This window comes from Paramagnetospirillum caucaseum (assembly GCF_000342045.1).
GTDB classification, from domain to species: domain Bacteria; phylum Pseudomonadota; class Alphaproteobacteria; order Rhodospirillales; family Magnetospirillaceae; genus Phaeospirillum; species Phaeospirillum caucaseum.
On record NZ_AONQ01000028.1, the window covers coordinates 40,933 to 54,370 of the forward strand.

Consider the following 13,438-nt stretch of genomic DNA (forward strand, 5'->3'; position numbering starts at 1 on the left):
CTTATCAGCCGGCCCGGTCGGCGTTGACCTCCTCCCGATCGAAACTCGCGGCCATTTCGGTCTGGGCGCGCCATTCCGCCGACAGCGGGTAGCGCTGGTGCCAGCGGCGCTCATCGTCGGAAACGGGGGTGCCGGTGGCGGTGGCGGCGTCGAGGTCGCGCCAGCGCTGGAAGCGGCCAGCGGCGGTTTCGGGGATGGCGGCGATGGTGGCGGCGGGAATTTGGGTGGCGGTCATCTCCAGCACCAGATGCTGGTGGATGGCGGCGACGTTGTCGGGCAGCACCGGGGTGGCGGTGACGTCGATCATCTGGTGGCCGCGCTCGGCGTGGATCTCGGCCACATGGGCCTCGGCCCGCTGGATGCGGCCCTGGTGGCGCCTGTCCAGGGCGGCGTCCAGATAGGAGCGTGGCACCACCGAGCGCTTGTTGGCCTCGAATCCCGCCTCGCAGATCAGGCGGCCGTCGAGATCGCGGACATAGACCTTGGAGGCGTCGTGGACGTCGTAGCCCACCAGCACCTCGCAATCGTGCCAGTCCTTGAGATCGCGGTTGAAATAGCTGCTGCCCAGCACGGAGACGGTGCCGCGCAGCACCTTGCGGGTCTCGTAGGGCCGGGTCAGGTCGGCGGCCTCGGCCTGTGACACCCGCAGGGGGTTCCAGCCGCGTTGAATGGCGGCGGTCCAGGCCTCCATGGGGGTCTGGTGACGGCGCCGCCCGGTCACCGGGTCGGTAATCTTGGGCAGGCCGCGATGGGGGGTGTTGTTGTACTCGGTCACCATCGCCTCGGCCCAGGCCAGGTACTCGTTCCAGGCCATCAGGTGACGCGAGGCGCCAAACGCCTTGATGTCGGCGCGGGTGATCTTGTGCACCTTCTGCCCGGCCTGGCGGTCCATGTCCCGGCCCATATAGGTGGGCAGGCGACGCGCGCCCTTGATCCAGATGCTTTGGTGCGAGCGCTCCACATAGCCGCCGGCCTGGGGGTTGTTGGGCAGGCGGTTGAGCTTGGTGGTGCGGATGCGGGCCAGCAGGCCGGTGCGCCCGTCATCCATCAGCTGGTTGTTGTAGCCCGAGCCGTTGTCCACGTACCACACCGCCGGGATGCACCAGCGGGTGACCATGTAGACGATGGCCTCGGTCACCCCCAGGGCGTTTTCGGCCAGCCCCGCCGACCAGCCGACGCACAGGCGGGTGGCCAGATCGATGATGGTGGTCATCTCGGGCCGGAAGGGGCGACCGTGGCGGGGGTGGGTGACCTCGGCATCCAGGCAATGGCCGTCGCTTTGCACGATGTCGAGGGGATCGAGGCCGGACAGGTCGCGCCGGACATAGGGCTGCAGCGACTTGAGCTCTTTCGGACCCAAACGGCCCCGGTTGCGCTCGATGGTCGAGACCTTGTCCAGCCAGCGCCGCGCCTGGCCGTAGCTGGGCGGCGCGATACCCATGGGCAGGGCACCCGGCTTGGCCAGATCGTTTTCGACGATGTCGCGCAGCGAGCGCTTGGTGGGTGTGTTGTAAAGCGACAGCAAGGCGGGCGCCCAGGCGGGGACGCTCATGTCCGGCTCCGGCACCTTGGGCGCCAGGGCGACGGCCTTGCCGCCGGCCGCCGTGCGCTCGGTGTGCCAGTTGATCAGGGTCCGCAGGCAGATGGTGCGGCTGCCCGCCGTGCCGGCCTTGGCGTTGGCCACCGGCAGCAGCCGGGCGATCTCGGGCGGCAGATTGCCCCCCTTGGCCAGCCGCTCCACCTGTTGGCGCGCCTGGGTGATACCGCCGGCGACGGGGATCAGCCGGTCCACATAGGCCAGGATGGCGGCCCGCGCATCCATGATGGCGCGCTGGCTGTTGGTCAGGTGGGTGGTGTCGCCGATGAGTTCCACCGGGGCCAGACTCGTGGCGGCGGCGGCCACTACCGGCGCCGGGAGGAGAGATGCGGCGACATGGTGGGCGTGGCCGTGCCGCAGGATCTCGCGGGCCGCGTCGTCCAGGGCGGGCAGGATGGCGGCTACCCGGTATTCCCAGGCGTGGGTGGCATCGGCGCGGCGGCGGCGCGGCCATCCCTCGGTGCCGGCCCGCTTGTTGACGCCCTGGGGAGAGGCGGGAAATTTGGGCAGGCCCAGCCCGGCCAATTCGGCGGCGGTCATCCAGTCGCTCATCGTCCCGCCCCCCGTGCCCGCCGCTCCTCGACCGCCGCCAGTTGCTCCAGCTCGCGGGCCTTCTCGCGGATCTGGGTGGCGCGGATCAGCGAGACATAGCGGTCATCGACCACCGCCCAGCCGAAGGGCTCGGCCATCACCTGCAGCAGCCGGACATCGTCGGTGACATGGGCCAGGGCCATGATCCGCACCCCGTTGATGACGGTGTCGGCGCGGGCCTCGCTGGCGTAGTTGTCCAGCATGTTTTCCGAGATGGTCTCGCCCAGATAGGCGCTCATGCGTTGGGCGACATCGGCGCGGCTCATGCCGCAATCCTTGAGCGTCAGGCTGACCGCCTTGGCCAGCAGGGTCGCCAGCGAGGTGGATTTGAGCGCCACGTCCGGGTAGCGGCGGGTGATCGGCGGCGGCTGCCAGTCCAGCAGGGGCGTGGTCGGGTCCTGGCGGCGGCGGGTCATGTCAGCGTCCCCCCGCACTTTCGACCTTGTCGCACCTTGGCTGCGTGCTACGCTGAATGGTGCGAGTCCTGGTCAGCCGGACCCCGCCCGCCCCGAAGCGCTCGGGAAATAGCGTCTGGGGCGTCAAGCCGATGGCCTCGGCGATGGCCGGTTCGAGATGAATGTTGGGCGCCATCAGGGCGGCGCTCATGGCCTGATGGGTTACTCCGGCCCTGAGCGCCAACGCACGCAGGCTGGTGCCCCGGATACGGAGCTGGCCGCAAATCCACACCCGCCTGATGGCGGGGTTTTTTGGGACGTCAGTAGTTGCAATGGCATTTGACATGGCAAACGTTATAAACCCCAAACGGGGTTATTTGCAACGGCGAAAAACACCGTTCGGCAGTTTCAGCGGCTGGGCGGTGCCTTGCGTGGCCTGGATGTCTAAAACACCTTTATTATTCAATCAGTTGAATGCCGCTGAAACGGTTTCAGCGGGCCTGTGCCGGAGTTTCAGCCGTGGCTATGTCCGCTGAAACCAAAGGCCAGACCGTTGGGGAGCGCATCCGAATGGTGCGTGGAGATGTGCGGCAGCCGGACTTTGCAACCCGTTTGGGCGTCGACAAGAACACCATCGGCCGCTACGAGCGGGACGAGCGACAACCGGATGCGGAGTTTTTGGCCAAGCTTTGCGCCCTGGGCTATAGCGGCCATTGGCTGGTCACCGGGGAAGGGCCGCAGATGGCCAGCGCCCCCTTGCTGGAGCCAAAGATCGAAAGCGTCAATGCGGGCGCCTTGGCCGGGGCCATCACGGCAGTCGAAGAATTGTTGCGGGCACGTCAGGCAACCTTACCCCCGGAAAAGAAGGGGGAAATGATCGCTCTTGTATACAAACAATTGACGGACGTTGTTGCAAAAGGCCAAATACCCGGTGAAATCCTCAAGGACTTATTGAATCAAGCGAGTTGATGGCGATGGGTGGGAAAGATTGGACGACCGAGGCGCGGAGATTGCTGGCATCGGCTGCCGGCAGCAACGACAACAGGCAGATTTCCCAGGCAGCCCCCACCATCATCTTTCAGGCCCCGGTCACCGTCCTTAACCTGACCATGGAATCCGGCCTGGATGCCCAGCGGAAGACCTTGATTCACCGGCTGGAGGGCTTCCTGGCTGGCGAAGGCGAGAAGGTTGAAGAGGCGTTCCGAGGGGAATTGAAGCGGGCGTTCGGTACGGATGCGGTAGCCGACCTGCAGGATACTCAATTGGCCGATTTAGTGGCTGGTTTCAACACCATGCTCCGCTTCGCACGCCTGTTATCGGGCGCGCCATAGCGTTAGAGGGGGTTACCATGCGCCTTGCCGTCATCACCATTCTAACGCTGCTGTCCATGGGATCGGTGGCTCGGGCCGACGCGGTAAATGACAGACTTACCGCCCAAGTCTCCCAGTATCTGGTAGCCAATCCCACCGCCATCAAACAGGTGCAGACTCCCGCCGACGTGGTGCGGACCTGGCGCGACATGGTGATGGTCGGGGATATGATTCAGCTGGCCGCTGACAACGCACTGCCCGCGCCACTCAAGCCGCAGATCGCGGGTCGCCTTGATGCCGCCAACATCTCCATGCGAATCGCCGCCGGCCAAGAGGATCGGCAGATCGCCTTACTGTCCGATATAGCCCTGCTGTTCGCCAAGACAGCCTTGGATTTCACCAAGGGGAAGGTGCCCTACACCACCTTCGGCGACGCCAGGGCGCTGCTCACCGGTGGCGGGGCCAAGGCACTCGCCAGGGATCTGGAAGGGAAGTACTCGAAGCCAGGCGCCATCATTCCGCCCGATCCCGTCATCGAAAAGTGGTGAGCCATTTCCGCCTCGTCGGAACCCCTATCCGGTGCAAAATCGACCGGCAATTTGACCATTCCTGACCATTCTTGCCCGATACTCGGTGCAAAACCCCCATCGCCTCAAACCCGCATCATTGCTTGGTTTGGTGCTGATCCCCCAATTTCATCGCCAGTGCAGAAACGGTCACCTCCCCACACATTGCCATACCTGTTGCGCTGTCAGGGTGTCGCGCTCCAAGCTGCAATTTTCATATATCAGGCTGCCATCGGATGCGCATTCCGCCACCGCCTCCCAGAGGAAAGACATTCGCCATCCATACGGCTGGTCACATGCTGGGCAAGCTGGCGTGGGAAATTTCCAACCTGGATCGTGCATCCAAAGGGGACAGTTTTTTTGACGTCCGCTACACGGCCTTTAATTGCGCGGTTACCGCATGGCATATCAGCGACTGGGCGTGGGAAGAATTGGACGAGGAGGTCAAAGGAGACCTCTCTGCCCGCGCGGGAGACCGGATTGCGGATGTGGGGACGTTTCAAGCATTTCTTCGCCGCCAATGCCGAGCCTTGCATCTGTGCCGACAGATTGCAACCGGCTCCAAGCATAAAGTCGTGCAACGCGGAAACGACGAGAATGTCACCGCCGATCTCGGTTGGGAGGTCGTCGATGAGGCGACGTGTGAAGGTACCTGTGACAGCCCGCTGCGGACCTATCGCCAGCATGCGGTGATCCATGACGGCTCAAATATGCTGGAAACGATTGATGTGTTCAGGGACGCCTTCCGTTACTGGGAAAGGGAATTGGCCTCATGGTTCTTGATCGAGGACCGAGTTATCTTCGGTGATGGCGAAGACTGATACCGGAAGCCGTGGTTCGTGCTTCCACCCTGTGGGTGCGACCGAGGGCCGTTTGGACTGTCACGCAAGCTGTGGTAGGGTCAAATGATCCTGCCCCGGAAAGACCATGCATCACCTCATTGATCAGCACCGCGCCGAAATCGCCACCATGTGCCGCCGCTATGGCGTGCGGCGGCTGGAGGTTTTCGGCTCGGCGGCGAGGGGAGTGGATTTTGATCCGGTGGAGAGCGATGCCGATTTCCTGGTGGCGTTCGATCCGGCAGTATCCAACCTTTCGCCGCTGGAGCAATATTTCGGCCTTGCCGAGGGGCTTGCTGGCTTGCTGGGGCGGCCCGTGGATCTTGTCGAGGCCGGAGCGTTGCGCAACCCGTTCTTGCTCGCCTCCGTCAACCAGACGCGCGAGGTGGTCTATGCGTCGTGACGCACGAGCCTATCTCTGGGACATCCAGCAGGCGGCCGATGCGATCATGCGTTTCCTGGACGGGTTCGACCCAACGACCTTTGCCGAGAACGAATTGGTTTACTCGGCGGTGGAGCGGAAGTTCGAGATTATCGGCGAAGCCTTGGGTCAATTGGCGAAGGTCGATCCCGATTTGGCCCTGCGTGTCCCAGACATGCGCGACATTATCGCCTTCCGCAATGTCCTGATCCACGGCTATGCCGGAATCGAACATCGCCGCGTGTGGGATATTGCCCAAAGCGCGCTGCCGGGGCTGCGAACGGTCGTAGCCGAACTGCTTGGAGATCTTGGCAGGTAGTGCGCCGTATATAGAGCGTTGTTACCTCGCCGCATCAGCATATTGATTTATCGCCCGGCAGGTCTGAAAATCGCAGTGTCGCTGGTTCGATTCCGGCCCTGGGCACCACTTTAAGCCCCTGGAAGGTAACGCCTTTCGGGGGCTTTCCATTTGTGGGGTGTGGTGAGGGCCACAGGCACATCAGCTGGGCGCCCAAGCCTCAGGCGAACAGCAGGCGGCAGACGATCACCGCGCTGACCAGGGCGGCGAGGTCGGCGATCAGCCCGACCGCCAGGGCATGGCGGATGCGCCGCACCTGCACCGCTCCGAAATAGACGGCCAGCACGTAGAAGGTGGTTTCCGTCGAACCGTAAAGGGTGGACAGCAGGGCGCCGAGATAGGAATCGGGGCCGATGGCCGGGTCCTTCAGATTGGCGGCCAGCATGCCGTAGGAACCCGAGCCCGACAGGGTGCGCATGGCGGCCATCACCAGCGCCTCGGCCGGCAGGCCCAGCCCCTCGGTCAGGCGGCCCAGGGGGCGGATCAGCAGGTCCATGGCGCCCGAGGCCCGCACCATGCCGATGGCCGCCAGGATGGCCACCAGATAGGGGATGATGCGCACCGCCACATCGAAGCCTTCCTTGGCGCCTTCGATGAACACCTCGTAGAGGCGGACCCGCCTGGCCGCGCCGTAGACCAGCAGTCCGACCACCAGCGACGGCATGATCCACGGCCCCACCGCCTTGCCCCAGGCCAGCAGCGCCCCCGACAGGGCCAGGAGGACGGCCAGGGCGGCGATGGACGGCCACAGCGGGCCGGGTGCCGCTCCGGCTTCGGGCAACGGCTCGGAGGGACGCGGCTGCCACAGGCCCTGCAGCCCGCGCGCCGCCAGCACCGCGACCAGCGTGGCGATGATGGTGGCGATCAGGGTGGGGGCGACGATGGACGCCGGCTCGGCCGAGCCGGTGGCGGCCCGCAGCGCGATGACGTTGGTGGGCAGCAGGGTGAGGCCCGCCGTGTTGATGGCCAGGAACAGCACCTGGGCGTTGCTGGCGGTGCCCTTGTCGCGGTTGAGGCTTTCCAGGTGCTCCATGGCGCGGATGCCGAACGGCGTGGCGGCGTTGCCCAGCCCCAGCAGGTTGGCGGCCAGGTTCATCACCATGGCGCCCATGGCCGGGTGGCCGGCGGGGATTTCCGGGAACAGGCGGCGCAGCGGCGGTTCCAGCAGCCGGGCCACCGCGCCCAGCAGCCCGCCGGCCTCGGCCACCTTCATCAGGCCGAGGAACAGCGCCATGATGCCCACCAGCCCCAGCGCCAGGGGCACGGCGCCGGCCACCGCCTCCACCAGGCCGGCCGACAGCGTCTCCATGGCGCCGGCGCCGCCCGACAGCTCGGCTGCCGCGGCCACCACGAACGACACCACCACCAGGACCAGGAAAACGGCGTTCACGCTGGCACCCCCCCAATTCACGCCGACCCTATCAGAAGGAATGGCGCCGCGCATCCTTGCCGCCCGCCTTCGCACGTTGTAAATCTCGGGGGACGAATATGCGGGAGAAATGAACCATCATGCGCCGTGCCGTGCTCATCCTCGGCCTTGCCACCCTGCTGGCCTCTCCCGTCCTGGCGGCGGATTCTGTTCCCGCCCGCCTCGACGCCGCCCGCATTGCCCATGCCAGGGGCGATCTGGCCCGCGCCGCCATGGAACTGGAGGCGGCGGTGGCCGAATTGCAGGGCCGTCTGGGCCGGCAACTGGCCGAGTTCCTGCCGCCGCCCCTGGCCGGCTGGCAGGCCGATGCGGTGGAGACCCATTCCCTGGCGGGAAGCGGCGGCGGGCTGGCGGTGACCCGGGCCTATGGGCGCGACGACGGCACGCTCAACATCTCTCTGATCATCGACAGCCCGGCGGTGTCCGCCGCCACCTCCCAGCTTGCCGCCTTTCCCCAGCCCAACGCCCGCAAGGTGGCGGTGGGCAACGAGGAGGCGGTGCTGCGCTGGGACCCCCAGGGCCGCAACGGCGAGGTGTTGATGGTGCTGGGGGCGCGCGTCCTGCTGCAGATCGAGGGCGACAACCTGCCCAACGGCGAGGTGCTGAGCGACGCCGCCAAGGGCTGGAACCTCGGCGGTATCCGCAAGGCCCTACCGCAGTAATCCCAGGATCAGCGGCACCAGCACGGCGGTGAACAGCCCGGTCAGCCCGATGGCCAGGCCGCCGAAGGCTCCCGCCTTCTCGCTCATCTGCAGGGCGCGGACGGTGCCGATGCCGTGCGCCGCGATGCCCAGCGCCAATCCCCGCGCCGCCTGATCCCGGACCCGCGCCAGATCGAGAATCCAGGCGCCGGCCATGGAACCGGAAATGCCGGTCAGCAGCACCATGACGGCGGTCAGCGAGGGAATGCCGCCGACCCGCTCGGCGATGCCCATGGCGATGGGGGTGGTCACCGATTTGGCGGCCAGGGACAGCATCACCTTTTCCGAACCGCCCAGGACCCAGGCGATCAGCACCGCGCCGCCGCCGGCGATCAGGGCGCCGACCAGCACCACCAGCAGGATGACCGGCCAGGCGCGGCGCAGGATGGGCAACTGGTTATAGAGCGGCACCGCCAGGGCCACCGTGGCCGGCCCCAGCAGGAAGTGGACGAACTGGGCGCCGTCGAAATAGGTGCGGTAGGGGGTGCCGGTGGCCATCAGGAAGGCGACGATCATGAACACCGACACCACCATGGGGTTGAGCAGCGGCGTGCGCCCGCTTTTCTCGAACAGCCAGACGGCGACCTGATAGGCCAGCAGGGTGGAGGTCAGCCCCAGCAGCGGTGAGGTGGAGAGATAGACCCACAGGCCGGCGAAATCCTGGCTCATGGAGTGTCGCCCCCCTTGCTCCGCATCAGGAACTGCATCAGCCGGCCGGAGATCACCAGGGTGGCGGCGGTGCTGCCCAACACCGCCAGGGCGATGGGCAGGGCCTCGGCGGCAATCACCTCCAGATGGACCATCACGCCGACACAGGCGGGGATGAACAACAGGGCGAAGTTGGCGAAGATGCCCTTTACCGTCTGCTCCAGGCCGTCGGGCACCCGGCCGCGGATCACCAGGCCGGCGAACAGGATCACCATGCCGACCACCGGGCCGGGCAGGGGCAGGCCGGAGAGGCGGACCAGGACCTCGCCGGCAAGCTGGCAGAGCAGCAGAACCGTGATATAGGGAAGCATTGTCGCTCTCCTCTCAGGTTTTATCCATGGACTGGCTCTCTCCCATCGACCTGCTTGGCGCCGTCGCGGGGCTCCTTACGACCATCTCCTTCGTGCCGCAGGTGGTCAAGACCCTGCGCACGCGTCGGACGCGGGATATCTCCCTGGCCATGTGGGTGACCTTCATCACCGGGGTGAGCCTGTGGACGATCTACGGCCTGTTGCTGGGGGCGTGGCCCATCGTGGCGTCCAACGTCCCCACCCTGGCCCTGGCCGGGACCATCCTGGTGGTCAAGCTTCGCAACATGGGAAACGAAACGGGGGGCGACAAGCCCCCCGTCTGAATGCCCGTCCGGGACGCGGCCTTCATGCGAAGTCCCGCGCCCGGCGAATGTAGGACCTGTATTACGCGCTGCGGCCGCCGTGCAGGGACGACCACTGGACGGGATCGTGGAGGAACGAGCGGACCTCCTCGATGGCGCGCTTGTCGAACTGGCCTTCCTGCTCGACCACTTCCAGAACGTCCCACCAATTGCACAGATAGCCCATGCTGACGCCGATTTCCTCCAGGCTCTTCAGGGCGCCGGGGAAGACGCCGTAGAAGAACACCACGAAGGAATGGTCCACCTTGGCGCCGGCCTGACGCAGCGCGTTGACGAAATTGACCTTGGAGGCGCCATCGGAGGCCAGATCCTCGACCAGCACCACCCGGTCGCCGTCCTTGAAGTCGCCCTCGATCTGGGCGTTGCGGCCGAAGCCCTTGGGCTTCTTGCGGATGTAGAGCATGGGCAGGTTCAGGCGGTCGGAAATCCACGCCGCGTAGGGAATGCCCGCCGTTTCGCCGCCGGCCACCGCCTCGGTGGATTCATAGCCGACCTCGCGCAGGATGGCGTTGGACATCAGTTCGCTGATCTTGGTCCGCGCGCGCGGGAACGAGATCACCTTGCGGCAATCCACATAGACCGGGCTGGCCCAGCCCGAGGTCAGGATGTAGGGCTCTTCCGGGCGGAAATTGATCGCCTTGATCTCCAGCAGGATGCGCGCGGTGGTCAGCGCCGCCTTCTTCTGTTCCGGGGTGCGGGAAACGGTGGTTGCCATGTGGGGAGCCCTCTTGCCTTGCCGATAACGGGGTCTATAGGCACAATCGCGCCTTCCTGCAAGAAGACAGAATAGGGAAGTGAGATGTCCGACGTGATCCAGCTTGTCCGGGACGGTGCCGTCGCCACCGTGACGCTGAACCGCCCCGACCGCATGAACGCGCTGAATCTGCCCATGTGGCGCGGCCTGGCCGAGGCGTTCGAGGCCATCGCCGCCGACAAGTCCATTCACGTGGCGATCCTGCGCGGTGCCGGCACCAAGGCCTTCGCCCCGGGCGCCGACATCGACGAGTTCGATACCGACCGCTCCAATCCCGCCCAGGCCAAGGCCTATGACGCGGTGATGCGCAAGGCGCTGGACGCGGTGCGGAACTGCCCGCAGCCGGTGGTCGCCGCCATCTGGGGACCCTGCGTCGGCGGCGGGCTGGAACTGGCCTGCTGCTGCGATATCAGGCTGTCGGCCCGGTCGGGCAAGTTCGGCGTGCCCATCAACAAGATCTCGGTGGTGATGGCGTATCCGGAACTGGCGCAGATCCGCCGGGTGGCGGGTGCGTCGGCCGCCTTGGAGATCCTGCTGGAAGGCCGCATCATGGATGCCGAGGAGGCCTTGGCCAAGCGCCTCGTCAACCGGGTGCTCGAAGACGACGCGTTGGAGGCCGAACTGGCCGCCACCGCCAGGCGCATCGCCGGGGGCGCGCCGCTGGCCAACCGCTGGCACAAGGCGTTCATAGCCCGCCTGGACGATGCCGCCCCGGTGTCCGAGGCGGAACTGGACGAGTGCTACCGCTTCCTGGAGACCAAGGACTACGCCGAGGGACTGGCCGCCTTCCGCGCCAAGCGCAAGCCGGTGTTCACGGCGGAATAGGGGGGGGGTCACCCCCGGAACGCCGCTTCCGTCATCTGGGGCAGGAGCTTGAGGTCGGTGTGGGGGCCGACCTCGCGCTTGTCCAGGCGTTGGGCGATGGCGGCCACCACGGCGGGCTTGCCGGGGATGCCGAACTGGGCGGTGAAGCCGGCGCGGCCCAGCAGCTTGTAGGCGGTGACCATGATGACCGCCGCCTGGAGGGTGCTCAGCCCCAGCCTGGCGAACAGGTCGGCATGCACCAGGTCGTTGACCTCGCCCAGGGCGGCGACCAGTTCGCGGGTTTCGGATTCCGGGCGTGCACCCAGGACCTTGACCGCCGCCGGGTCGTTCAGGGCCTTCCACCATTGCTGTTCCGGCTGCGGCAGGTCGGGGATGGCCGGCGCACGGGGGGAATGGATGGGCAACAGGGTGGCCGCCTTGGTCGCCCCGGCGATGGAATCAAGGATTTCCGATTCGCGGATGTCCAGCAGGCGCGGCCCCATCTCCTGCACCTTGGCCAGCGGCAGCGGAGCGTAATGGGGGACCAGCGAGACCTGCCAGTCGTGGATCAGGTATTCGTTGATGGCCTTGTACATGGCGCCGGCCCGCGACGTGGGGTCGTTGGGGTCGCCGCCCAGGGTGGCCTTGAAATGGCGCTTGGCGTGGGTGCGGACGATCATGGCGATGACGTCGTGCACCGAACGGCCGCAGCGCAGCGCCACGAAATCATCGTTGACCGGCCGGCCGCGCGCGTCGACCAGCAGATTGCGGAAGGCGGAGCGGTTGCGGCGGAAGATGGAGATGCAGCCGTGCAGCATCTCGGAATTGGCCATGACGATGTCGTAGAACTCTTCCCCCGAGGTGGAGGCGAAGGCCGGGATCAGCGAGCGGAAGACCTCGGCCACCCGGCCCTTCAGGGTGTCGTTGATGATCCGGACGACATCGTTGTGGGCGTGGGGGAGCCTGAGGCTGGCGCCGCTCGCCTTCTTCACGCTGACATCGTCCCTCGGCATATCCGGATACCCCTGGCTCCGGAAATCCGGCGCCAGTCTCAGGTTATCGGGGCTTCATCGGCGAGGCAAAGCGCGAATTATGACTCTTTGTAGCGCTATCTATTTGAATCAACAGGAGACTCTATCCTTTCGCATAGGCCGGAAGCAGGCGGGCCAGGGCCTCGCGCAGGTGGGGCAGTTCCACCGGCTTGGACAGGTACGAGTCCATGCCGGCCCGCAGGCAGCGTTCCGCTTCGCCGGCCAGGGCGTTGGCGGTCAGCGCCAGGATGGGGGTATGGCGGCCCAGGGGGGCTTCCTCGGCGCGGATGGCGGCGGTCAGCTGGAAACCGTCCATGATGGGCATGTGGCAGTCGGTGAGCACCAGGGAATAGGGCCTGGCGCGCCAGGCGGCCAGGGCGGCGGCCCCGTCGGGGAAAACCTCGGCGGCGAAGCCCAGCAGCTGCAGCTGGCGGCGGATCACCTGCTGGTTCACCGGGTGGTCCTCGGCCACCAGGATGGGGGCGCCGTCCCAGGCGGTGGCCCGGGGCTCGGGCGGGGCCGAGGGGGCGCAGGCCGGACGGGCCGGGGCCGCGGCGCCGGTTACCCGCTCCACCGCCGCCATGAGCTGGGTGCGGGTCAGCGGCCGGCCGAGGAAGCCGAGGCAATTGGGCCGGCGTTCCAGGTGGAAGCGCCGCCCGGCATCCTGGCCCTCGATGAACAGCAGCGGGGTGGCGCCCAGGGGGGCCAGATCCTCCGGCGTGACCGAATCGGCGGTGATCAGGGCCAAGTCGAAGGGCGCCTGGGTGGTGGTGGCCTTGGCCGAGGCCGCCTCGGCCTCCCTGGGGCCGGGGACGCGGACCACGGCGGCGGCGCCCTGTTCGGCGACCAGGGCGATCAGGGTACGCTCCTCGGTGTCGGGATCGACCACCAGGATGCGCAGGCCGATGAAATCGGTGGTCGGCGGGGTTTCCCGCGCCTCGGCGGCGGGGGGCTCGATCATGGGCAGCGGCAGGCGGCACCAGAACGACGAGCCCTCGCCCGGCCGGGATTCGAAGCCGGCGGCGCCGTCCATCAAATCCACCAGCCGCCGGGTGATGGACAGGCCCAGCCCGGTGCCGCCGAAGCGTCTTGTGGTCGAGGTTTCGGCCTGGGTGAAGGGCTGGAACAGGCGGTCCTTCAGCGAATCCTCGATGCCGATGCCGGTATCGACCACCCGGATGGACAGCAGAACCCGGCCTTGCCCGTCGACGCCGCCATGGCCGAGATGGATGGCGACGCGGCCCTCGGCGGTGAACTTGAC

At 66.6% G+C, this 13,438-nt stretch carries 18 protein-coding genes; 9 read left to right on the top strand and 9 right to left on the bottom strand.

The window, feature by feature from the left end:
- Positions 1 to 4: 4 nt before the first annotated feature.
- Genes H261_RS11855 through H261_RS11865 form a run of 3 tightly spaced genes read right to left on the bottom strand, consistent with a single transcriptional unit; the run spans position 5 to position 2,875 of the window.
- Positions 5 to 2,149 (bottom strand): Mu transposase C-terminal domain-containing protein, encoded by a 2,145-nt coding sequence (locus H261_RS11855; protein ID WP_081608919.1) that lies wholly within the window; start codon positions 2,147 to 2,149, stop codon positions 5 to 7.
- A complete protein-coding gene (locus tag H261_RS11860; protein WP_008617767.1) occupies positions 2,146 to 2,604 on the bottom strand; it encodes a hypothetical protein in 459 nt (152 codons plus the stop codon). Before H261_RS11860 ends, H261_RS11855 begins: the two co-directional genes overlap by 4 nt.
- Before the next feature lies 1 nt (position 2,605).
- On the bottom strand, positions 2,606 to 2,875 hold the full coding sequence (locus H261_RS11865; protein ID WP_008617768.1) for a helix-turn-helix domain-containing protein: 270 nt from the start codon (positions 2,873 to 2,875) through the stop codon (positions 2,606 to 2,608).
- A gap of 233 nt (positions 2,876 to 3,108) precedes the next feature.
- Here H261_RS11865 and H261_RS23370 point away from each other — a divergent pair, with 233 nt between their 5' ends.
- The 6 genes from H261_RS23370 to H261_RS11895 all read left to right on the top strand — a co-directional run bounded on the left by H261_RS23370 (position 3,109) and on the right by H261_RS11895 (position 6,038).
- Complete coding sequence (locus H261_RS23370; protein WP_008617769.1) at positions 3,109 to 3,552, top strand: helix-turn-helix domain-containing protein; 444 nt, start codon at positions 3,109 to 3,111, stop codon at positions 3,550 to 3,552.
- A 41-nt stretch (positions 3,553 to 3,593) separates the two neighbouring features.
- A complete protein-coding gene (locus tag H261_RS11875) occupies positions 3,594 to 3,914 on the top strand; it encodes a hypothetical protein (RefSeq protein ID WP_152426836.1) in 321 nt (106 codons plus the stop codon).
- 17 nt (positions 3,915 to 3,931) lie between these two features.
- Positions 3,932 to 4,441, top strand: a complete 510-nt coding sequence (locus H261_RS11880; RefSeq protein ID WP_008617771.1) for a hypothetical protein — start codon at positions 3,932 to 3,934, stop codon at positions 4,439 to 4,441.
- Between the two features lie 314 nt (positions 4,442 to 4,755).
- Complete coding sequence (locus H261_RS11885) at positions 4,756 to 5,280, top strand: hypothetical protein (protein WP_008617772.1); 525 nt, start codon at positions 4,756 to 4,758, stop codon at positions 5,278 to 5,280.
- A gap of 106 nt (positions 5,281 to 5,386) precedes the next feature.
- Complete coding sequence (locus H261_RS11890) at positions 5,387 to 5,701, top strand: nucleotidyltransferase family protein (RefSeq protein WP_008617773.1); 315 nt, start codon at positions 5,387 to 5,389, stop codon at positions 5,699 to 5,701.
- Positions 5,691 to 6,038 (top strand): HepT-like ribonuclease domain-containing protein, encoded by a 348-nt coding sequence (locus H261_RS11895; protein ID WP_008617774.1) that lies wholly within the window; start codon positions 5,691 to 5,693, stop codon positions 6,036 to 6,038. The genes H261_RS11890 and H261_RS11895 overlap by 11 nt, the downstream gene beginning before the upstream one ends.
- Before the next feature lie 199 nt (positions 6,039 to 6,237).
- On the opposite strand, the gene H261_RS11900 is transcribed toward H261_RS11895, so the two are convergent.
- Positions 6,238 to 7,467 (bottom strand): nucleoside recognition domain-containing protein, encoded by a 1,230-nt coding sequence (locus H261_RS11900; RefSeq protein WP_008617783.1) that lies wholly within the window; start codon positions 7,465 to 7,467, stop codon positions 6,238 to 6,240.
- A gap of 119 nt (positions 7,468 to 7,586) precedes the next feature.
- Between H261_RS11900 and H261_RS11905 the strand changes: the two genes are divergently transcribed.
- Positions 7,587 to 8,168: a hypothetical protein gene (locus H261_RS11905; RefSeq protein ID WP_008617784.1), complete on the top strand. Its 582-nt coding sequence runs from the start codon at positions 7,587 to 7,589 to the stop codon at positions 8,166 to 8,168.
- On the opposite strand, the gene H261_RS11910 is transcribed toward H261_RS11905, so the two are convergent.
- A complete protein-coding gene (locus H261_RS11910) occupies positions 8,157 to 8,876 on the bottom strand; it encodes an LrgB family protein (protein ID WP_008617785.1) in 720 nt (239 codons plus the stop codon). The genes H261_RS11905 and H261_RS11910 overlap by 12 nt on opposite strands.
- Positions 8,873 to 9,226, bottom strand: coding sequence for a CidA/LrgA family protein (locus H261_RS11915; protein ID WP_008617786.1), 354 nt, complete (start codon positions 9,224 to 9,226; stop codon positions 8,873 to 8,875). Before H261_RS11915 ends, H261_RS11910 begins: the two co-directional genes overlap by 4 nt.
- 26 nt (positions 9,227 to 9,252) lie before the next feature.
- Here H261_RS11915 and H261_RS11920 point away from each other — a divergent pair, with 26 nt between their 5' ends.
- Positions 9,253 to 9,549 (top strand): SemiSWEET family sugar transporter, encoded by a 297-nt coding sequence (locus H261_RS11920; protein ID WP_008617787.1) that lies wholly within the window; start codon positions 9,253 to 9,255, stop codon positions 9,547 to 9,549.
- Between the two features lie 61 nt (positions 9,550 to 9,610).
- Here H261_RS11920 and H261_RS11925 read toward each other — a convergent pair whose 3' ends face one another.
- Positions 9,611 to 10,303 (bottom strand): orotate phosphoribosyltransferase, encoded by a 693-nt coding sequence (locus H261_RS11925; protein ID WP_008617788.1) that lies wholly within the window; start codon positions 10,301 to 10,303, stop codon positions 9,611 to 9,613.
- Positions 10,304 to 10,387: 84 nt separating this feature from the next.
- On the opposite strand from H261_RS11925, the gene H261_RS11930 reads away from it, so the two are divergent.
- Complete coding sequence (locus tag H261_RS11930) at positions 10,388 to 11,167, top strand: enoyl-CoA hydratase/isomerase family protein (RefSeq protein ID WP_008617789.1); 780 nt, start codon at positions 10,388 to 10,390, stop codon at positions 11,165 to 11,167.
- Positions 11,168 to 11,175: 8 nt separating this feature from the next.
- Here the strand turns inward: H261_RS11930 and H261_RS11935 are convergent, their stop codons facing one another.
- A complete protein-coding gene (locus H261_RS11935; RefSeq protein ID WP_040476302.1) occupies positions 11,176 to 12,159 on the bottom strand; it encodes a hypothetical protein in 984 nt (327 codons plus the stop codon).
- A 121-nt stretch (positions 12,160 to 12,280) separates the two neighbouring features.
- The coding region (locus H261_RS11940; protein ID WP_008617791.1) for a response regulator at positions 12,281 to 13,438 on the bottom strand (1,158 nt) is incomplete at its 5' end.